This window comes from Brucella pseudogrignonensis (assembly GCF_032190615.1).
Lineage (GTDB): Bacteria > Pseudomonadota > Alphaproteobacteria > Rhizobiales > Rhizobiaceae > Brucella > Brucella pseudogrignonensis_B.
Window position 1 is genome coordinate 513,207 of sequence record NZ_JAVLAT010000002.1, and the last position, 21,297, is coordinate 534,503.

The window sequence follows — 21,297 nt, forward strand, 5'->3', positions numbered from 1 at the left end:
CTCAGACTGCTGACAAACCCGTCGATTTTTTTGGCGGGTTTTTGGTGTTTTGGGAGTGCGTGTTCAGATGGTGTTTTCGGGGCTGGGTGGGCGGAGTTTGAAGTGGGCTTGAGAGCCCTCATCCCCAGGCTGGTTTTGGGGTTTTCGTCATCGCCATTGCGATCTTCTTGATATTCTGGGCGCTCGCTGCAAGCAGGCATTGCCATCTGACCTGGATGAGACCGCGAAAGCGGGCATAGCGGTGCCCGTGTAGCTGTTTGGCATCGGCAAACGAGCGTTCGACCGTCTCTTTGCGCCGCTTGTAGATCACCTTGCCCCACGTCGTCTTGCGGTTCATGCCGGTGCGCTCTCGGGTATCAGCCCAGACATGCCGGGTAATGGTCCGCTCCGCCTTGGCGTTTGCGGTGCACGATGCCAGAAGCGGGCAGTCGCAGCACACTGACGGGTCCGAGCGGTAGTGCTTGTAGCCGTTGCGGTCGGTGGTGGCGTAGCTGAGTAACTGGCCTTGAGGGCAGCGATAACCGTCCGCCTCGGGCTCGTAGACGAATTTCGATTTGGCGACCATCCCCTCTTTGGGCGGGGTCGGCCTGCGATAGCCGGTCACGCCGAGGATTTGCCTGCCCTCCAGACCTCTGGCCCCTCCAGACCTCTAGCAATGCCTGCCGTGGCATAGCCCGCATCCAGACCGACTGCGCCGACAGTGAATTCGAAGCGTTCACGCTGCCGGTCCAATCGTTCGAGATAGACGATGGAGTCATGCACATTGGCTGGCGTCACATAGGTATCAGTGATTATGGCATGGCGGCCATCGACCGTGCGGTGATCGAGATAAAAGAAACCCTTAGGCTTACCGTCGCGGACCATGTAACCGCTATCGGGATCGGTACGACTGACCTTGGTTTCCTTCACCTCAGCTTCGCGTTCCTTGTCCTTCAACGGCTTCTGGCCGTGCGCCACACGCTCGGCCTCAATCGCCCGGTCGAGATCGGCTCAGTAGTCGGCTCGCGACTTCTTCAGCATCACCAGATCGTACTTGCCCTTGTTGGCATTGGCCTTCAGATGGGTCGAATCCGTATAGAGCACCGTGCCATCCACCAGGCCATGGCGGATCGCCTGCTCCACGATCGCATCGAAGATGTCCTGCGCCACGGACGTGTCGTTGAAGCGGCGGCGACGGTTCTGGGAAAGCGTCGAGGCATCGAAGACCGGGTCCGTCAGCTTCATGCGCAAGAACCACCGATAGGCGACATTCACCTCGATCTCGCGCACCAACTGACGCTCCGAGCGCACCCCGAACAGGTATCCGATGAACAGCGCCTTGAACATCAGCGTCGGATCGAGCGGCGGCCGACCGTTGTCGGCGCAGTAGAGCCTCGCGACGCGATCATGAATGAAGGAGAAGTCGATCACCGCGTCGATCTTGCGAAGCAGGTGATCCTTCGGCACCAGGCTATCTAGTGTCACCATCTCGACAGCCGTCTGTTCGGGAGCGGGTTTCTTCAACATGGCCCAGTGAATCATAAACCCCCAGCTCGCGCCAGGGGTTTGTCAGCAGTCTGAGCCCGGCACTAAGCCGGGCTTTTTTGCTTTTTATGTTAGCTCTGCTGACGATTCTTGCGGATGGCGAGATAGATAATGCCCAGAAGCACAAACCAGACTGGCGTTACTTTAAGCGCCGCTGCTGTGTCCTGTTCCTGTGCCAGCGCCCAGAGGATGAAGGCAAAGAAGGCAAAGACCATCACGACAGACGCGCGGCCACCGGGAAGCTTGAAGGTCGATTTTTCATGCAGGTCAGGACGCTTGCGGCGATACTGAATGTAAGACGCAAGAATGATCGACCAGATGAAAATGAACAGAAGTGCCGAAATCGTCGTGACAAGGGTGAACACTTCAATGATGCTATCGCCTGCATAAAGCAGCACAACGCCTGCAAGCAGGAAGATGCAGGAGAAGAACAGCGCATTCACCGGCACTTTACGGCTGTTTAGCTTGCCAAGTGTCTGTGGTGCGAGGCGTGATGTTGCTAAGCCATAGATCATGCGCGAGGTCGAGTAGATGCCGGAATTGGCGCTCGATGTTGCCGAAGTCAGCACAACGAAGTTGACGACGTGTGCCGCAATGCCAAGACCCGCCAGCGAGAACATTGCAACGAATGGGCTTGAACCCGGATCAACCTGATCCCAAGGAATAACGGTAATGATCACAAATAGGGCGCCGACATAGAAAAGCACGACGCGGATGGGGATCGAATTGATTGCCTTTGGCAGGTTGCGGGTCGGGTTTTCCGTTTCGGCGGCAGCTGTACCAACAAGTTCGATGCCCACGAAAGCGAAAACCGCGATCTGGAAGCCTGCCACAAAGCCGAAGAAGCCATTCGGGAAAAACCCGCCATTCGCCCACAGATGTGTAACCGAAGCCTGTGTACCATTTGGCAGAGCAAAGCCGGTGATCAGCATGTAAGCGCCAGCAAGAATAAGGGCTACGATTGCTATGATTTTAATGAGCGCGAACCAGAATTCAATTTCGCCGAAGTTGCGGACATTCGGCAGGTTCAATACAAGCAAAACGCCGATCAGTCCGAGCGCAGGTATCCACAATGCGAGGTGTGGATACCAGAATGAAACATAGCCTGAAACAGCCACAACGTCGGCAATACCGGTAACAATCCAGCAGAGCCAGTAGGTCCAGCCGGTGAAGAATTGTGCCCAGGGGCCGAGATAGTCGCCTGCGAAGTCAGCAAACGAACGATATTCGAGATTGGATAGCAGGATTTCACCCAGCGCACGCATCACGAAGAACAGCATGAAGCCGATGATTGCATAGACCAGCAGAATGGATGGTCCGGCGAGCGAGATCGTCTTGCCGGAACCCATGAAGAGGCCCGTGCCAATTGCGCCGCCAATGGCGATCAGCTGGAGATGTCGATTGGTGAGATTGCGTGCAAGATGGGATTCCTCCTCCCGGTTGTTTTCAACGGGAGGCTTCGATGCGATGTTCATTCATATGCCTCTTATTCAATGCAGACGCGTGCGCGAAACGTCCTGTTGGACAGCGCGACCTTCTGATAGACGAGGAAGTTTCAAATGTGAACTAAGAGGTAATAAGCATTTAGACCAAGAAATACCGGACATTTCACGGCATTATAGCGTAATTTGTGAAATCATGTTTGCAAATAGTATTATTATTCAGGGATTTACGCTTTTCTGCGGCCATGAAAAGTCATCAGCGCGGCCCGATGAAGCGCCGCTGCCTTTATTGGCTATTTGATTGTTTTTCGCCTTCGGCGCGATTACGCCTCCTAGCAGAACGCCGCTAGTATCTTGATCAACGTCGCGCAGGCTAATCGGGGCAATGCGGTCTACTGGCTTTTCTGGGGCAATTATCTGTGCGGTTGGCAGTAATTGCTCATTGTCTTTGCTGCCACCGAAGAGTGCTTGCAGCGGCTTTTCTGCATAGAATGCGAGTTTGCGTTTACCAGCCGTTGTCGTATTGATGCCGTCATTGCCGCGCAAACGCGCTGTCTGGCCATTAATGTCGAAGCCTGTTTGGCTGAAATTGCCTTCTTCATCGACAAATCCATCCCAGACATCGACGAACTTTGCCCCCGCCTTTTCAGATGTCGTGCGATAGATTTCGTTAAGTGCCAGCATATCCTGGGACATACCGCGCGGCCGGAATGGGGGCTGACCGACCCAAATGAGCGGATAATTCTTATCGGTAATCTCTCTTAAAAATTTTGATACACGGTTTTGATATTCTGCGGTCCATTCTGGTGATCGCGCTGCGAGGCTTTGTCCGTTGATCGTGATTGCTTGCCGGTCGTTTGAGCCAATCATGACGACGACAGCAGCGGGCTTTTCTTCATCAAGTATCTTACCGATGTTCGCAGGCCAATCAAAATGATCGTCACGGACGAAGCCCGAAGAACCATTGATGCGGCTGACGATCCGTAGGTCAGTATCGGCGGCAAAGGCAACATCGAGCCCTTCCGCCAAGCCGTTGCCGATAAAATCACCGACAACGAGGATTTTTTTGGCGTCTGGTTTTTTCTCGACAAAGTTGATTTCAGGTTGTGGTGGCGTAGCTGGAATGGCGCGAGCTGCGGGCGTTACGGCTTTTGGTGCACGTTTTGGCTTTGCTGGGCGTGTGCGCTGAGGTTTGGGCTGTTCATATTGTGGCTGTGGTTGCGTCTGTTTTGGCCCAAATAGCATATCAAAAATTGTGCGTGGTCGGTTCTGGGCAGATGCGGAAGAGAAGGCTACCAGTATCATTGCAAAGGCAATTAGAGTGGTCATCAGAACGCCGTTGATAGATTTTTTAAAACGTTCTGCCTGCATTGGCTTTACTCTCCTGCGCCCGGAATAGTAGCGTCCTTTGCCAAGAAGAAAAGGAGCGCACATGAAATACGCGCTCCGGCTTTATTCGCATTGATTTTAACGGCGACGGAGAACCGTCAGTACTTCTTTGCTTGGATGTCCATCTTGCTGCAAGCCGTTGCGCTGTTGGAAAGCTTCAATTGCTTTGCGCGATGTAGAGCCGATTTTTCCGTCAATTTTGCCGTTATAATAGCCGAGCGCTTTAAGATGCGACTGCAGCTCTTCGCGTTCATTCATTGTGATCGGAGTGAAAGGACGGTTCCAATCCTGACGCAGGCCCTGATAGCCGCCGATGCGATCTGCAAGCAATCCAACTGCGAGAGCGTATTTATCAGCATTGTTGTAACGCTTGATCATAAAGAAATTCTTGGCCATCAAAAATGCTGGACCTTCGCGACCATCCATCACTTTCAAGGTCACTTTTTCATTGGCATCCGGGAATGGACGGCCATTGGCGCGAACCACACCAAGTTTCTGCCATTCGGAGGCGGAAAGCGAGCCGGATGGGAATTTACGTCCTGCCGGAAGCACGACTTCATAGCCCCATGTACGGCCCGGCTGCCAGCCATTGCGATGCAGAAGGTTTGCAGCTGTGCCAAGTGCATCTGGAACCGAATTCCAGATATCGCGCTTGCCATTGCCATCCATATCAACCGCATAGGCCTGATAGCTGGTTGGGATGAACTGGGTATGACCCATTGCACCCGCCCACGAACCAGTCAGATGACCGCGATCAATATCGCCGGTCTGGAGAATTTTCATTGCTGCAATCAACTGCGTGCGGCCAAATTTGGCGCGGCGCTGATCGGCATAGGCAAGGGTCGCAAGCGAGCGGATCGTGTCCATCATGACATCGTCACGCTTGAGAATCTCGCCGTAATTGCTTTCCATGGACCAGATTGCGAGCAGGATGTTGCGGTCAACTGAGAAGCGCTGTTCGATCCGCTGGAGCCACGGGCCCCATTTTTTTGCCATGCTTTGTCCAACAGCAACGGAATGCTCATTCACGCGATTGTCGATGTAGCTCCAAATAGGTTCGTTGAATTCAGGCTGAAGGTTTGCTTTGCGCAAAACTTCAGGATCTGGCGAGTTAACGCCTTTAAAAGCTCGATCGAAAGTCGATGGGGATACGCCATTCTGAATGGCTGTTGTGCGGAAACTGGATACCCATTTTCTAAAATTAGCATCAGCAAGAGCGGCGCCGGTAGACAGGCCAGATGCGAGTATCGCTACCGCAACGGTCGCTGTAATCTTGGCGCGCATTCCTCGTCCCAGAGTGAATGGAAATCGCAGCATACTGTGTTTCCCTTCTGCAATCATGTTCTGCCGCTTCAAACGGCGAGTTGCCTTTCATGCCGATCCCCGTCCAGCCAGATTGCATTAAGTCGTTAATACGATCCAGTGTTGAATTTAGGGCCGACCCTAATGATGCTTCAAATTACAGGCTTCAGGTTAGCATTTGGTTTAACATCGTGCGACCTGCCAGAAAATTGCGAAAAATTTTGTGGTTTTCTTGAATCAAGTAACATTAAGGAAAAGTCACTTAATGTGATGGCCTTGAAGAAGATTTTCGCTATTCTTTAATTAAAACGCCCTAATTGAAATGCAGTGGTTTCAATGCTTTGATAGCACACCTTTGTTTTTAACACCTCGAGGAGACGAATGAGTTCGATCCGCAAAATTCGTAAGGCAGTTTTCCCGGTCGCCGGTCTTGGCACGCGTTTTCTTCCCGCGACAAAGTCCATCCCCAAGGAAATGCTTACCGTAGTCGACAAGCCCGTCATCCAATATGTGGTGGACGAGGCTCGCGAAGCCGGTATCGAACATCTGATTTTCGTCACTGGACGCAATAAGGCTGTCATCGAAGACTATTTCGACGCGCAGGTTGAGCTTTATTCTACACTTGCCGAACGCGGCAAAAAAGCTGAGCTTGAGCATCTGCAGGAATTGCAGCCTCAGCCAGGCACTACCAGCTTTACCCGCCAGCAGGTTCCGCTCGGCCTTGGCCATGCGGTCTGGTGCGCGCGCGAACTGGTCGGGGATGAGCCTTTTGCACTTCTGTTGCCAGATATGGTCATGCAGTCGAAGAAGGGTTGCCTCAAGGAAATGGTCGAGCTTTATGAGCAGACCGGCGGCAATGTGATTGCTGTGCAGGAATGCGATCCTGAAGAAGCTCATAAGTACGGCATCGTCGGTAAAGGCACTGCGATTGGCAACGGCTTTGAGATCAACCAGATGGTTGAAAAGCCAGCCAAGGGCACCGCACCTTCCAATCTCTATATCAATGGCCGCTACATTCTTCAGCCAGAAATCTTTGAACTGCTAAGCAAGCAGGAAAAAGGAGCGGGCAATGAAATCCAGCTGACAGACGCCATGCTCAAGCTTGCCGATCAGCAGAAGTTCTTCGGCTTTGATTATCATGGTCGGACGTTTGACTGTGGTTCAAAGTCAGGCTTTATCGAAGCCAACGTGGCTTTTGCTCTTTGGCGTAAAGATATCCGCCCAACGGTTGAGTTTTCGATCGCGGATCTTCTCAAGACGATCAAGTCGGCTTAAGATTGGTTGCATAGACATCTAAAAAACCCGCTTTCAGTGATGAAAGCGGGTGTTTGTTTGAGCTTATAGGCCCATCCGTCGGCAGATCGCGATGTAGCTCTTCACTGCCTGCGAAGCTTCGCTTTTGCGAAACGCCAGTACCACGTCAGATGTCGTTGGGGTACCTGTTACATTAATATAGCGAATACCGGGCAAGCCTACAGCACTCAAGGATTTGGGGGCCAGAGCGACGCCCATACCTATCGCGACTCGGCTCGCAATTTCGGTGAAATCAAGCGCCTGTGCACTAATACTGGGGTCAAAACCAGCGCTTTGGCACGCTTTAATCGTTGTGCCATGAAACCCAATATCGGCAGGCTGACGCGGGGTGATGAAGATTTCATCCTTGAGTGATGGAAGCTCAATGGTAGCGTGATGCGCCAGCGGGTGTGTTTCGCTGAGAACCGCAACAAGCGGCTCCTTTCTTACCACAAGGCTCGTCAGGCCCGGCAAAAGTGGCGCGGGCCAGCGCACGAAACCCATATCGAGAAGCCCTTCGGAAATGCGCGTCAATTGCATCCGAAGCTCCATCTCGACCAGATTGACCGAAACGTCAGGATACTCCTCCTTAAACTTGCTTATGGTCTCGAAAACAACACCTGAATAAGCCGCTGAGGCGACGTAGCCAATGGAAATCTGTCCTATTTCACCGCGCCCGGCACGGTTGACCGCAATCATCGTTGCATCGACCTGCATAAGGATTTTGACGGCTTCGCGGTGAAGCACTTCGCCCGATTGTGTGAGCTGAACGGCACGGCGTGAGCGGTCGAGAAGTGGCGTGCCGAGAATGGTTTCCAGCGCCATGATCTGTTGGCTCAAGCCCGGTTGCGCAATGCCAAGTTTTGCAGCCGCCCGCTCGAAGTTCTTCTCTTCAACAAGCGCGCAGAAATACCGCAGGTGTCGGAGTTCAAACGGCTTTGACGTCATGGGCTTGCTGCGCTTTTCCGGTATGGGTTTCTTTTTGAATAATTCAAAACTATCACGATTTTGCTTATCATAACTCAAACTTATGAAAATTGCTCCCTTGAATTATTGGATAGATTGCGAAAAGATGATTATGGAAGTCCAGTTTAAACCGTGAGAGGGGTTAAAGTGAAAGTCCTGGCCCGCCGCCGCCGCACATTATCGGTCGTTATTTTTTCCGGCACGACGTTGGCTGCCATCGTGGCAGTCAATGCGCAAGAGACAGCAAGCCCCACCGTGCTTGCACCGATTGTCGTGAATGGTGGTTCGGAAGATCCCACGGCGCCGATTAAGGGCTACGTTGCCAAAACCAGCATCAGCGCGACCAAGACTGGCACGCCTCTGGTTGAAACTCCGCAGTCAATCTCTGTCGTGACTGCGAACGAAATAGCAGCGCAGGGTGCCCAAACCCTGGGACAAGCGCTTGGCTATACGCCCGGCGTTGTGTCAGAGCCTTATGGATCCGATCCGCGTTTTGACTCTCCACTGATCCGTGGTTTTGATGGTCGTCAAGTTCAGTTCTTAAATGGTCTTCGCCTTATGCGTACCGCAGGTGCCTCGGCCTTTGATCCCTATATGCTTGAGCGTATTGAAGTGGTGCGCGGGCCTGCTTCGGTGATGTTTGGTCAGGGCAATCCCGGTGGCCTGATCAATATGATCAGCAAGCGCCCGACGTTTGAAAAATTCGGTGAGATCGGTGTTCAGGCTGGCAGCTATGACACCTATGGCACCTATTTTGATTTTGGGGGTCCTGTCGCGGAAAGTGATCAGTTTGCCTATCGCCTGACGGGCATGGTTCGCAAAGCTGGCACACAGACCGATTATCTCGACAATGATCGCTATTTCATCGCGCCCGCCTTCACATGGAAGCCGGATGAAGACACAAAGCTGACCATTCTCACCAGCTTCCAGCATGATAATCCAAGCTCGCCTTCGGGCCTGCCACCAGAATTTACGCTTAATTCCACTGGCTATACGCTGCCACGCGATTTTTCGCTGGGCGATCCAGATTTTGATCGTTCAAGCCGCGATGTTATCAATCTCGGCTATGAACTTGAACATCGTATCAATGATACATGGACCTTCCGCCAGAATGCGCGCTTTTCCAATCAAAGCTGGCAATATCAAGCGCTTGGTTATTCAAATTCTGGCCGTATCACCGATGGGCGCACGTTAAGACGTATTGCGACATATCAGGATGAACGCCTGAACACCTATAATATCGACAATAACCTCGTTGCGGAATTTAACACCGGCCCAGTCGAGCATAAGTTTCTTGCTGGTCTCGATTATCGTTATTTCGACAATAATGTCGAAACGCAGTTCTGGCGCTGGGCACCGCTGGATATTTATAATCCCATCTATCGTCAGCCAATCAATCTGACGGAAAGAAATTTGGCGACGAAGGTCGATTCAAGCCTGAGCCAGCTTGGTATTTATGCGCAGGACGAACTGGCCTATGAAAACTGGCGCGCTACCTTTGGTCTGCGTCAGGATTGGGCGAGCACCAAGGGGACGTCCACCAATTTGAATACGCTTGTATCGCGTCCGCTCGACAAGGATGATCATAAGCTGACAGGCCGTGCTGGTCTTGGCTATGTATTTGATAATGGCATTGCACCATACATTAGCTATTCCACTTCGTTCGAACCGCTTGCTGTGCCCGCCAGTGGTCAGTTGCTCGAACCAACCACAGGTAAACAGTGGGAAGCAGGCATTAAATATCAGCCGCATGGCTGGGACGGCTATTTTGCAGCAGCCATTTACGATTTACGGCAGCAGAATGTTGCTGTTTCGGTCCTTGAGAACGATAAAACTGTGACAAAGCAGATTGGTGAAGTACGCGTTCGGGGATTGGAGCTGGAGGGTGTTGCGAGTCTTGCGCAAGGCCTCGATCTGCGTGCGGCCTACACATATATGGATGCTGAAAATATTGAAGGCAATTACAATGGCAAGCGTCCTGCCAATGTGCCCAAACATGCAGCAAGTCTGTGGCTCGACTACACTTTTCAGGAAGGCTCAGTGCTTGAAGGTTTTGGCGTTGGCGGTGGCGTGCGCTATGTCGGTCAGCGTTATGGCGATCTGGAAAATAATTATGATCTTGATGCGGTGACACTGGCCGATGCCGTCATTCACTATCAGAAGGATCACATTAAGGCGTCGCTCAATATCAAGAATATTGCGGACAAGAAGTATGTCGCAAGTTGCAGTTCTTTCGGATGTAACTATGGTGACGGCAGAACCTATATGAGCAAGCTGACATTTACATGGTAACAGGCCCGCAACGCGGATCGATAGTCTCTGCATCTCAAATCAGCCGCCGGAAAGCCCTTGGCCTTCTGGCGGCTTTGGCTTTGCCGAATGTGGCGCGCGCCAATCCATTTCCGCGCATTGCGGCAATCGATTGGGCCATGCTCGAATGTCTGGTGGCATTGGGTGTCACGCCGATTGCGGCGACAGAGCTGATCCGGTTTCGTGAAGATGCGGTTGAGCCGCAATTGCCTGCTTCGGTTGTCGATCTCGGTCTGCGTGGTTCGCCGAATTTCGAGCTGCTTTATCTGCTCAAGCCTGATCTGATCCTGAGTTCCCCTTTTTATACCCGGCATGAAGAGGCGATGAAATCGATAGCGCCGATCATGTCGTTGCCGTTTTACGTGCGCGGCGAGGGGCCTTATGAGAAGTCGCTGCAAGCTGTAACGGCGCTGGGCGATAAGCTTGAACTCAGCGCCAAAGCATCAAGTGTTATTGAGGCTCAGGCGAAGTTTATTGCCGAGACCAAAGAGACGTTAAAACCTTTTGCATCGCGCCCGACCTACCTCATCAATATTGGCGATGCGCGCCATTTCCGCGCTTTCGGCAATGACAGTATGTTTGGTGACGTGCTGGAACGGCTTGGTTTGCCAAACGCCTGGACGGATCGCTCGCGCTTTACATTTGCGGCCCCCGTTCCGCTGGAAAATCTGGCAGCAAATCCTGATGCGCGCATCATCATCATCTCGGATATTCCAGTTGAATCGCGCAACAGCCTGCGCAACAGCGTGATCTGGCAATCGCTCAAACCTGTCCGCGACGGCCGCGTCTATATGGTGGGTAACATCAATCCCTATGGCGGACTGACCGCCGGATTGCGATTTGCACGGCTTCTGAGCCGGGCGTTGCAGGCAAGCGGCGAGGCATTCCTGTGACCCGTGGTGGACGAATTTCAAGCGCTGTAATCGGCGTTATGATCGCTCTTGGGCTGTTTCTCTGGAACGCCAACGCGTTTTTGCCTTTTGCACAATGGCCTTCGCTGCCGTTTAATCCGCAAAGCATGAGTACCGAGCAGGTCATTCTGGCCTATGCGCTGTTTCCGCGTGCTTCCGTTGCGATTTTTGCCGGTGCAGCACTGGGGCTCGCGGGTGCTTTGCTGCAGCGTTTGCTCAACAACCCGATTGCTGATCCATCGACGCTTGGCGTGTCGTCGGGCGCGCAGCTTGCAATCGTTACGGCAACGCTGTTCTTCCCGACAGTGCTTGACCAGTTTCGCTGGGCGGTCCCGCTTTCTGGTGCTGGTGTTGCGACCGCAATCGTGTTTCTGCTTGGCTGGCGCAGTCGGCTTGAGCCAGTCACGATGGTTGTGTCCGGTCTTCTGATCGGTGTCACATGCAGTGCGATTTCCGCCGCGATGACGCTATCGCAGGGCCAGTATCTTATGTCGCTTGTGACATGGAATGGCGGTTCGCTGAGCCAGCAGGACTGGTCATCGACGGTCGCCCTTGCTTTGCAATTCCTTGTCTGCCTCATTGCCGCAATCATGCTCAGCCGTCCGCTGACGCTTGCAAGTCTTGGTGATAGCAGTGCGCGCTCGCTGGGTGTATCGCTTTCATGGCTGCGCGTTGCGGTCGTGGCTGTCGCGGTGGTGCTGAGTGCCGGCGTTGCGGCCAGTGTCGGGCTTGTCAGTTTTATCGGTCTGGCTGCCCCTGCAATCGTCCGTGGCTTCGGGGTCAGAAAGCCGGGTTCAATCCTGCTGGCGTCACCTTTTGCTGGTGCTGTTCTTCTCTGGATCTGCGACGGAGCGGTGCAAGTTTTCGGCGCAAATCTGGGTGAGACTTTCCCGACAGGCGCGGTTACCGCGCTGATCGGCGGGCCTTTGCTGCTCTGGCTCATTCCGCGTGTGCGTTCGACAGGATCGCAGCAATCCTCACCTGCACAGGTTTTCAGACGTGCTTCAAATGCCAAACTTGGCTTGCTGCTCATCGCTCTGCTGGTCGCAGCTTTTCTCGCTCTTGCGCTTGCGCGCACGCCGGAAGGCTGGTTGCTTCTGACAGGCGAAAATCTTCGCGATATCCTGTCTTTGCGCTGGCCGCGCCTTCTGGCTGCCGCTGCCGCAGGCAGTCTGCTTGCAATGGCGGGCGCTGTTCTTCAGCGACTAACCGGCAACCCGCTGGCAAGCCCGGAAGTCATCGGCGTGAGTGGCGGAGCAGGCATAGGCTTTGCTTTAGCACTGACAGTTTTCGCCGCACCCAATAATGCGCAATTGCTGCTTTGCGCGTCCGTTGGTGCGCTGATTGCCATGCTGGTTGTGTTGAGCTTTGCGAGCCGCAGAAGGCTCTCATCCGCACGCTTGCTGCTGGCCGGCATTTCGGTCGGTTCGCTCGCATCTGCCATATTGAGCATCTTCCTCTCGATCGGCGATCAGCGGTCGTGGCAGATTCTTGCCTGGCTCAGCGGGTCATCGGCAACGGCAACGCCGGAAAGTTCGCTTTTCCTTGTCGTGTTGACATTCACAGTGATTGGGTTGGCATTGCTCGCATCCCGCTGGTTGACCATCCTGCCGCTGGGGCAGGCGATTCCAGTGTCGCTTGGTTTGCCGGTGCGGTCTGCACGGATATTGACGATCCTGCTTGCCGCGATTGCCAGTGCAGCCGCATCGCTTCTCGTCGGCCCTTTGAGCTTCGTGGGGCTGATGGCGCCGCATATGACGCGGCGTATGGGCTTTGATCAGGCTCAGTCGCATGTCGTGGCATCAGCCGTGCTGGGCGCGCTTTTGATGGTGATTGCTGATCTTGGTTCGCGCAATGCGACCTTCCCCTATGAGTTACCGCTGGGCCTTTTCGCAGCTTTGATCGGTGCGCCCTACCTTGCCTGGGCACTAAGTAAAAAAGGATAGTCCGATGAACACGAACACGCCGCTCTGGACGGATTCTCCGGAGCGATACGGGCTTGTGAGCCGGATTCTGCATTGGGCAATGGCCTATATTCTGCTCTGGCAGTTTGTGATGATCCTTTCGTGGAAAATGGTTGGCCCTTCACCGGTGCTTGATGCCATCAGGGTTTTCGGTCCGGCACATGGAACGGTCGGGTTTCTGACGATTGTACTGGTTGTCGTGCGTGGCATCTGGGCATTCATCAATCGCAATCAGCGCCCGCCGCATCAAGCAGGACTGATGGGCAAACTGGCGCGCATTGCACATCATGCTTTCTATGTGCTGCTGTTCGCCATTCCGGCTCTGGCACTGTTTCGCGCCTATGGCAGCGGTAAAGGACGCGAGCAATGGGGCATCAATATTGTCCCTGCAACGGGCGAGAAAGTGGAATGGATGATGGCACCCGCAAATGCGCTGCACAGCCTGCTTTCATGGGTTCTGTGCGTGTTGATTGTCGCTCACATACTGGCCGCGCTGTGTCATCGGTTTTTTCTTAAAGACGGTATTCTCTCACGCATGGCTGGCCCGATGCGCTCCAATTTCTCACTTTAACGCGCATCTTTTCCGAAAACCGTTTCACACTTTTCGGGATGCGTTCCAAATTCAGAGTTTTGCCGCAAGGAAGTCGATAAAGGCACGGATACGCGCGGCGAGGTGAGGGTGGCCGGGGAAAACCGCATGGATTTTCTCAGGCTCCGCAGGCGACCATGCGGCCAGCACTTCCACCAGTCGCCCGCTTGCCAGATCATCGGCAACAGTATGCTCTCCGGTCTTCATCAGCCCGCCGCCTTCGATGCAGATGCGTCTTAGGATCGTGCCGTCGCTGCCAAGAAAATTGCCGGAAACCACCTGTCGAATGCTATGGCCCGTATCTGGGTCGGCAAACTCCCATTCACTCGGCTGGAAATTATAGCGCAGACAATTATGCGTTTTGAGGTCTTCCGGTCTCTGTGGCGTGCCGTGCTTTTCCAGATAAAGCGGTGAGGCAACGACCAGCCGCCGCATCAGCGTGATGGGGCGGGCTTTTAACGCCGAATCCTTCAACACGCCGGAGCGGATCGCAAGATCGGTTCGCTCCTGCCAGAGATCGATAATGCTGTCGTTTAAGGTAATATCCAGCTCGACCTCCGGATATAGTTTCAGAAATTCAGGCACCAGCGGCATGATGACCGTTGCACCAAAGCCGACCGTCGAACTGACACGCAAAGGGCCGCGTACTGCCGCCTGTGCGCCATCGGTGATGCGCGCCTCCATTTCGGTCAGCCGGTCGAGCAGGCTGCGCGCTTCCGCCAGATAGATTTCACCTTCCGGTGTCGGCGTCAGACTGCGGGTGGACCGCACCAGCAAACGCACCTGCAAGCGATCTTCCAGCCTCGAGACAAGACGGCTGATCGCTGATGGTGTTATGTTGAGCTGACGGGCGGCAGCGGAAAAGCTGCCTGTTGCCACTGCGCGCGCAAAGACTTCCATTTCACCAAAGCGGTTATCCAAAGCATCACCTGTGAATTTGATGAACAGCTGTATGCAGTATTATCACTCTTATCATTTGATATCCAGAGAGCGATATGGAGACAAAGTTAAACAACAGGAACTCCTCCCATGCCTGTCGCTCTCATTGCTCTTACGATCGCTGCCTATGCGATCGGGACGACCGAATTTGTGATCGTTGGCTTGCTGCCGACGGTCGCTTCGGATCTGAATATCACTTTGCCGCTCGCCGGATTGATCGTCAGCGTTTATGCGCTTGGCGTCACCTTTGGCGCTCCAATCCTCACGGCCCTGACCGGTCGTCTTGAACGCAAGCCATTGCTGCTCGGCCTGATGGCGCTGTTCATCGCTGGCAACATGGTTGCAGCTTCTGCCCCAAGCTATGAAATCCTGATGGTCGGGCGCGTGCTGTCGGCCTTTGCGCACGGCGTTTTCTTCTCGGTCGGTGCCACCATCGCGGCTGATCTCGTGCCGGAAAACAAACGTGCTTCGGCTATCGCCATGATGTTCATGGGCCTGACAATTGCAATCGTTACCGGCGTGCCGCTCGGCACATGGATCGGCCAGAACTTTGGCTGGCGTGCAACCTTCTGGGCTGTTTCGGCTATCGGCCTTGTGGCTCTCGTCGGTATTGCAGCCCTTCTGCCGCGTGCATTGCCGAAGGCTGAACCAGCATCGCTCATGGATCAGCTGCGTGTTCTGGGCTCTGGTCGCTTGCTGATTGTCTATGGCATGACGGCACTTGGTTATGGCGGTACGTTTGTGGCCTTCACCTATCTCACCCCGATCCTGCAGGATATTACCGGCTTTTCCGCAGATTCCGTCAGCTACATTCTCGTGCTTTATGGCATTGCCATTGCCATCGGCAATATCGTCGGTGGACGCATTTCAAACGCCGATCCGGTGCGTGCGCTGACTGTTCTGTTCGTGTTGCAGGCGATTGTGCTGGTGCTGTTCAGCTTTAGTGCTGTGTCCCCGCTTTTCACGCTGATCACGCTTGCGGCCCTCGGCTTCCTGCAGTTCGCAAATGTTCCCGGTCTGCAGCTCTATGTGGTGCAGCTTGCCAAGGAATACCGTCCGGGGGCTGTCGATGTCGCTTCCGCGCTGAATATTGCAGCGTTCAATCTCGGCATTGCGCTTGGCGCCTGGCTCGGAGGCATGGTGGTCGAAAGCCAGCTCGGTCTCGTCTCAACCCCTTGGGTTGGTGCAATTCTCGTCGCGGGTGCTCTTGGCCTCACAGTTTTGAGCGGCGTGCTTGACCGCCGCACCGAAACCCGCGTTGCAACCGTTGTTTGATTTAACCTTGGCACCACAAAAGTATAAGGACGGCACAAGCCGTCTTTTTTTCGCGACATGCTTTATCGCTGCACTTTCATGCCAACATAAATGCTGTTGGCGTGGTACTCGCGATAGGAAATCTGGCTGGTTTGAAACTCATGCCGTAGTCGTGCATCAATGCCGACAAAGCGATTGATCCAGTATGTCGCACCAATCTGGGCGCCGATGGTGTAATCCGTGCCAGTGCCATCCTTGTTGTCGCGGATATTGAGATCAAGTTTGCCGTTGAGGCTTAGATCAGAGCGTACACGTCGTGTGACCTCAAGGCTAGCAAAGTGTAGCAGTGCGCCTGCAACACCCGGCGTTGTCGAGGTATCCACCATGGTGCGGGCATAAAGCTGTACGTCGGTTCCACGTAATGGCGACCAGTTGATGGCTGCCGCAAGCGATGGGCCGCTGACATCTGCGAGGCGGGAATCGTCGCTATTGGCACGCATGTAGCCCGCTGAGAATTCGCCATTGAATTTTTCACCGCGATCAAACATGAGACCTGCGCGCAACCCATATTGTGAGCCGCTGCGCTCATAGCCGTTACTGTCTACCCGTTCATCGAAGATCCGCTTTCCGAGTTCGACTTCGGCGAAGGGCTTAAGCGCAGGCGAAATCGCGAAACCGCCGCGCAGCGTTACGCTGGCATAGGTATTGTCGCGGTCCTTCTGACTGACAGTGCCACCAGACGAAAGTTCTGCATTGCCGTAGCTGTCATGCTCAAGGCGACCTGTGGCGCGACCAAATACCAGCCCGGTGTCACGTTCGATGCCTAGGCTGCCGTTGATCGTATGGACAAGCGGGCGTTTCAAGGCATCCGTCACGCCGTTGGGGCTTGATGCGCTTTCACGGCGCAGCTTATAGCCTGCGCCTGCATTCACGGTTGTCTGGTCGCTCAAATCAAAACGCAAATTGCCTTGAACATCGACGCGAGGTTCTGAAACGTCCTGCCCGGAGATTGATTTGCTCATCGTGCCGGAAGCATCGATTTTCGCCTCATGGCGTCCCCAATCCGATTCCGCATTGAGACGGAGAGTTGTTTCCGACAACACGGCGCTTGAACCTGTCGAACTGTTGTCACCGTTGGTCGTCGCGCGAATGCCTTGTTCGAGTGAGGGACGCAGTATGAAATTACCAGTACGAATGCCGATTGGAGCGAATAGATCCGCTCCCTGTGTTGCACGGCGACCCTGTTCAGGAAGCATAGGCAGGTTCTCACGGCGGGCACGGCCGGTATCTTCGCGTTCTTGCACTGTGATCGCACCAACCGGCATATTGTCGGTGGCCAGAAAACGTGGAGCTTCTTCTTCTGAAAGCTTTGTTGCTGCTGATGCCCCAGTGGGCTTCGGCGGGGCAGGGGGGGTGTAGGAATCGTCTTGAAAGTCGTCCTGTGAAGACGTATTCAGATTTGCAGGATCGCCATCGCGATAGGTGTCGTTTTCATTTGAAGAAACGAAGAGGTTGTCGTCGCCGAGGCTGCCGCGTAGCGAGACGTCTTGAGAAAATGCTGGCGAATTGCTGATTGCCAAGGCGCATCCTGCCAGCAACAGGCTTCTCAGCCTGCGGGCAAAAGGCGAGGGAGCGCCGGATGGGATATTCGCAAAAAGCATATTGTCTTCAAATCGTTGCAACGTGGTAATTGAACGGTAAACGCACATGGTTAATTCTTTATTGATTATAGCGTCCGGCGCTGCTCTCATGTGCGTCAACAAATGCTTGGACAAGCTGCAATGAAGGCGCTAACCGTTGGCATCATGACAAAGCTCGACACGACACACGAAGTCGCGCCTGCGGAGGATTCGATTGCCTCGGCTCTGCGCACGATCAGAACCGAAAATACGGGTCTTTTGGCGCTGGAAGATGCGCTGAACAATGGCCTGTCTGCACCGTTTGCTGAAGCAGTAAAGACGATCGTTGGCTCTAAAGGCCGTCTGGTAGTGACAGGCGTTGGTAAAAGCGGCCATATTGGTGCCAAGCTTGCAGCAACATTCGCTTCCACGGGCACTTCGGCTTTCTTCGTGCATTCTGCCGAAGCCAATCATGGCGACCTTGGCATGATCGGCAAGGATGACGTCATTCTCGCGATTTCTTGGTCCGGCGAAACGGCGGAACTCAAGGGTATTGTTAACTATTCGCAGCGCTTCCGCATTCCGCTGATCGCAATTACTGCGGGCGAGGAATCAGCCCTTGGACGTGCGGCCAATGTCGTGCTGTTGCTGCCAAAGGCGCTAGAAGCCTGCCCGCACGGACTTGCTCCGACCACGTCGACAATGATGCAGTTGGCCATTGGGGATGCGCTTGCAATTGCTCTTCTCGAAGCACGCGGTTTCAGCCCAACAGATTTTAAAACCTTCCATCCGGGAGGCTCACTCGGTGCGAGCCTCGTTCATGTGCGCGAAATCATGCATAAGGGTGACCGTCTGCCGCTGGTCACTGTTGGCACAAAGATGCCGGAAGCCATGAAGGTACAGGCGCAGAAGAGTTTCGGTTGCGTCATCGTTGTCGATCAGGATGGGCTGCTGGCAGGCTTTATTTCAGATGGCGATATTTCACGAAATCTGAGCCGCAATCTTTCAGAACTGACTGTTGATGACATCATGACACGTAAGCCGAGGACGATTGATAAGAATTTGCTGACAAGCGCAGCGCTAAGTCTCATCAATGAAAAGCATATCGGCGCATTGATCGTTGTTGAAGACAATCGACCAATTGGCCTCGTACACTTCCATGATCTGCTCCGTATCGGGGTAGCATGAGTTTGCGGAAGTGGCTGCTTAAACTGCCACTTCCATCTCAAGCGTTATCGGATCAAACGACACAATATGAACCTCGGTACCTGCGGGTAAGTCCGGGCCTTTGATACGCCATGTCGTGTCATTGATGCGGATGCGGCCCCGACCGTTTATGATTGGTTCGGTAAGAGTTGCGCGCTGACCGACCAGCTGATCTCCGCGACGATTGAGCAGTGGTTCATCCTGACGGCCGCTGGAGCCAAAAACGCGGCGTCCCACCAGCGCAAAAACCACAGCAAAAACGAGAAACAGCACGATTTGCAATTGCCAACCGAAGTCCGCAATTGAACCGAGCAGGAAAGCCAGGACACCTGTTATAAGGGCTGCAAGGCCAAACCAGATGAAGAAAATGCCGGGCGCCAGAATTTCCAGAATGAGCAGGACGAGTCCTAAAACGAACCAGCCCCAAAGCCCAAGCTGTGACAGGAAATTGATAATCATGACGCCCTGCCTGTTTTAGCTACGAGTGGTGGGAACGCTGCGCGAGCGTGGTGCTGGCGCAGTCGGTGTCGGGTCAACCGAATGGTTGCCATCGCCAAACACTTCCTTGGCGATCGCACCGATACCAGCCAGCGAGCCAATCACCGAGCTTGCTTCAAGTGGCATCAATACCACTTTCTGGTTCTTGGCGCTGGCGATATTGCCGAGTGCCTCGGTATATTTCTGCGCAACAAAATAGTTGAGTGCTTGCACGTTGCCGCTCGCCACAGCATCAGAAACAAGTGTCGTTGCGCGTGCTTCTGCTTCCGCCAGACGTTCACGCGCCTCAGCTTCGCGTTTTGCAGCTTCGAGCTTACCTTCAGCTTCCAGAATCTGGGATTGCTTCTGACCTTCAGCACGCAAAATCTGCGCATTGCGGTCGCCCTCTGCTTCCAGAACCTGCGCACGCTTATCGCGCTCCGCCTTCATCTGGCGTGCCATTGAGGTCACAATATCAGCCGGTGGGTTAATGTCTTTAATCTCTACACGGGTCATTTTCAGACCCCATGGATGCGCTGCATCATCGACGATACGCAACAGGCGATCATTGATCGCATCACGGTTGGAAAGCAGTTCGTCCAGATCCATTGAGCCCATAACAGAACGGATATTTGTCATGGTGAGATTCAGGATTGCATATTGCAGATTGGAAACCTGATAAGCGGCCTGTGCTGCGTTGAGTACCTGATAGAAAGCCACGCCATCGACACCCACGATTGCATTGTCGCGGGTGATAACTTCCTGCGTTGGAACGTCGAGCACCTGTTCCATCATATTGAGCTTTGCACCAATGCGATCAAAGAAAGGCACGATGAGATTGAGGCCCGGCATCAGCGTGCGGGTGTAGCGGCCAAAACGCTCGACTGTGTAGTTATAGCCTTGGGGCACAGTCTTGATGCCAGCAAAAAGCGTAATCAGAACGAGTGCAGCTAAAATCAGCAGCGTAATGTCAAAACCAGTCATTATCCAAACCCTTTAAATTAAACCCAACCCTGCAACTCACGACGGACGAGTGTTTCGATCACTTTCATGCCCTCTTCGCTGTCATTGAGGCATGGGATATGGCTGAAGTTTTCACCACCGGCCTCATGAAATTCTTCTGCTGCTTCGTGGCCGATTTCATCCACCGTTTCCAGACAATCGACCACAAAACCGGGGTTGAGAACCGCCACAGATTTAACGCCCTGCTTCGCCAGTTCCACAAGGGTTTCGTCAGTGTAGGGCTGAAGCCACTCTTCCGGTCCAAAACGCGACTGGAAGGTGGAACGGAACTGTTTGTCATCCATGCCAAGTCGAGCACGCAAAAGCCGTGATGTTTCAAGACATTGCGAACGATAGGGATCGCCCTTGTCCGAATAGCTCTTCGGAATGCCGTGATAGGAAGCAAGGATGACTTCCGGCTTGAAATCGAGTGTTGCCAGATGCTTCTCAATCGACTGCGCGAGCGCCTCGATATAGACTGGCTCAACTTCATAGGAAGGAATCGTGCGGACCGCTGGCATGAAGCGCTTTTTCATCAGCACCTCAAAGAATTTATCATTTACAGTGGCGGTCGTGGTTGCCGAATATTGCGGATAGAGCGGGAACATCACGATGCGTTCGCAGCCCTGTTTCAGCAGCCGGTCCGTCACTTCCTCAATCGAAGGCTGACCATAGCGCATGGCCCAGTCGACGATGACATTCGGTTGATCTTTTAGCGCTACCGCAAGTTTTTCGCCTTGCGCACGGGTAAAGGTGCGAAGCGGCGATTCATTTTTCTCGCGGTTCCAGATGCGATCATAAAGTTTTCCGGAGCGCTTTGGGCGCACGGTGAGCACGATGCCGTAAAGAATTGGATACCAGAAAAGACGTGGCCATTCGATGACGCGGCGATCCGAGAGAAACTCGGCCAGATAACGGCGCATTGGAGTATAACTCGTACCATCCGGGGTGCCGAGATTGACCAGCAGAACACCAACTTTGGGTTGCTTTGCACATTGGTTTTCCGGGGATGTGATTACTTTATCCATCTCATTCATCTTCCTGTTCCTACGCTGCCGGAAAACTAGAGAAAAAAAGGTAAATTACAATCCTGACAGTGCTCAAGACTGT

16 protein-coding genes and 1 pseudogene are annotated in these 21,297 nt (G+C 53.7%); 7 read left to right on the forward strand and 10 right to left on the reverse strand.

Annotated features, from left to right (window positions below; all coding sequences use genetic code 11):
* Positions 1-118: 118 nt before the first annotated feature.
* From RI570_RS13725 to RI570_RS13740, 4 genes and pseudogenes are all read right to left on the reverse strand, one after another.
* A pseudogene (locus tag RI570_RS13725) lies at positions 119-1,506 on the reverse strand (IS1182 family transposase).
* Between the two features lie 89 nt (positions 1,507-1,595).
* Positions 1,596-2,999, reverse strand: coding sequence for an amino acid permease (locus RI570_RS13730; RefSeq protein WP_313829118.1), 1,404 nt, complete (start codon positions 2,997-2,999; stop codon positions 1,596-1,598).
* A gap of 186 nt (positions 3,000-3,185) precedes the next feature.
* Positions 3,186-4,337 (reverse strand): DUF459 domain-containing protein, encoded by a 1,152-nt coding sequence (locus tag RI570_RS13735; RefSeq protein ID WP_313829120.1) that lies wholly within the window; start codon positions 4,335-4,337, stop codon positions 3,186-3,188.
* A 96-nt stretch (positions 4,338-4,433) separates the two neighbouring features.
* Complete coding sequence (locus tag RI570_RS13740) at positions 4,434-5,672, reverse strand: lytic murein transglycosylase (protein WP_313829121.1); 1,239 nt, start codon at positions 5,670-5,672, stop codon at positions 4,434-4,436.
* Positions 5,673-6,038: 366 nt separating this feature from the next.
* Here RI570_RS13740 and galU point away from each other — a divergent pair, with 366 nt between their 5' ends.
* On the forward strand, positions 6,039-6,932 hold the full coding sequence (gene galU / locus RI570_RS13745; RefSeq protein WP_313829123.1) for a UTP--glucose-1-phosphate uridylyltransferase GalU: 894 nt from the start codon (positions 6,039-6,041) through the stop codon (positions 6,930-6,932).
* Between the two features lie 63 nt (positions 6,933-6,995).
* Here galU and RI570_RS13750 read toward each other — a convergent pair whose 3' ends face one another.
* Positions 6,996-7,898 (reverse strand): LysR family transcriptional regulator, encoded by a 903-nt coding sequence (locus RI570_RS13750; protein ID WP_313829124.1) that lies wholly within the window; start codon positions 7,896-7,898, stop codon positions 6,996-6,998.
* 165 nt (positions 7,899-8,063) lie between these two features.
* On the opposite strand from RI570_RS13750, the gene RI570_RS13755 reads away from it, so the two are divergent.
* The 4 genes from RI570_RS13755 to RI570_RS13770 are packed head-to-tail and all read left to right on the forward strand — an operon-like array spanning position 8,064 to position 13,672.
* The gene (locus RI570_RS13755; RefSeq protein ID WP_313829125.1) at positions 8,064-10,208 is read left to right on the forward strand and encodes a TonB-dependent siderophore receptor; all 2,145 of its coding nucleotides are present in this window, start codon (positions 8,064-8,066) and stop codon (positions 10,206-10,208) included.
* Positions 10,202-11,119 carry an iron-siderophore ABC transporter substrate-binding protein gene (locus tag RI570_RS13760; protein ID WP_313829126.1) on the forward strand — a complete coding sequence of 306 codons (918 nt, stop codon included), beginning with the start codon at positions 10,202-10,204 and terminating at the stop codon, positions 11,117-11,119. The genes RI570_RS13755 and RI570_RS13760 overlap by 7 nt, the downstream gene beginning before the upstream one ends.
* Before the next feature lie 38 nt (positions 11,120-11,157).
* A complete protein-coding gene (gene fhuB / locus RI570_RS13765; protein WP_313830045.1) occupies positions 11,158-13,083 on the forward strand; it encodes a Fe(3+)-hydroxamate ABC transporter permease FhuB in 1,926 nt (641 codons plus the stop codon).
* A 4-nt stretch (positions 13,084-13,087) separates the two neighbouring features.
* A complete protein-coding gene (locus RI570_RS13770) occupies positions 13,088-13,672 on the forward strand; it encodes a cytochrome b (protein ID WP_313829128.1) in 585 nt (194 codons plus the stop codon).
* A 51-nt stretch (positions 13,673-13,723) separates the two neighbouring features.
* Here the strand turns inward: RI570_RS13770 and RI570_RS13775 are convergent, their stop codons facing one another.
* Positions 13,724-14,611, reverse strand: coding sequence for a LysR family transcriptional regulator (locus RI570_RS13775; protein ID WP_313829129.1), 888 nt, complete (start codon positions 14,609-14,611; stop codon positions 13,724-13,726).
* A gap of 108 nt (positions 14,612-14,719) precedes the next feature.
* Here RI570_RS13775 and RI570_RS13780 point away from each other — a divergent pair, with 108 nt between their 5' ends.
* Complete coding sequence (locus RI570_RS13780) at positions 14,720-15,904, forward strand: MFS transporter (protein ID WP_313829131.1); 1,185 nt, start codon at positions 14,720-14,722, stop codon at positions 15,902-15,904.
* A 62-nt stretch (positions 15,905-15,966) separates the two neighbouring features.
* Here RI570_RS13780 and RI570_RS13785 read toward each other — a convergent pair whose 3' ends face one another.
* A complete protein-coding gene (locus tag RI570_RS13785; protein ID WP_313829133.1) occupies positions 15,967-17,544 on the reverse strand; it encodes an outer membrane beta-barrel protein in 1,578 nt (525 codons plus the stop codon).
* 144 nt (positions 17,545-17,688) lie between these two features.
* On the opposite strand from RI570_RS13785, the gene RI570_RS13790 reads away from it, so the two are divergent.
* Complete coding sequence (locus RI570_RS13790) at positions 17,689-18,690, forward strand: KpsF/GutQ family sugar-phosphate isomerase (RefSeq protein WP_313830046.1); 1,002 nt, start codon at positions 17,689-17,691, stop codon at positions 18,688-18,690.
* An 18-nt stretch (positions 18,691-18,708) separates the two neighbouring features.
* Here RI570_RS13790 and RI570_RS13795 read toward each other — a convergent pair whose 3' ends face one another.
* The 3 genes from RI570_RS13795 to hemH are packed head-to-tail and all read right to left on the reverse strand — an operon-like array spanning position 18,709 to position 21,224.
* Positions 18,709-19,167 carry an NfeD family protein gene (locus RI570_RS13795; RefSeq protein ID WP_313829134.1) on the reverse strand — a complete coding sequence of 153 codons (459 nt, stop codon included), beginning with the start codon at positions 19,165-19,167 and terminating at the stop codon, positions 18,709-18,711.
* A 15-nt stretch (positions 19,168-19,182) separates the two neighbouring features.
* Entirely contained in the window at positions 19,183-20,169 is a 987-nt protein-coding gene (locus RI570_RS13800; RefSeq protein ID WP_313829135.1) for an SPFH domain-containing protein, read from the reverse strand.
* A 17-nt stretch (positions 20,170-20,186) separates the two neighbouring features.
* Entirely contained in the window at positions 20,187-21,224 is a 1,038-nt protein-coding gene (hemH, locus tag RI570_RS13805; protein WP_313829136.1) for a ferrochelatase, read from the reverse strand.
* Between the last annotated feature and the right edge of the window lie 73 nt (positions 21,225-21,297).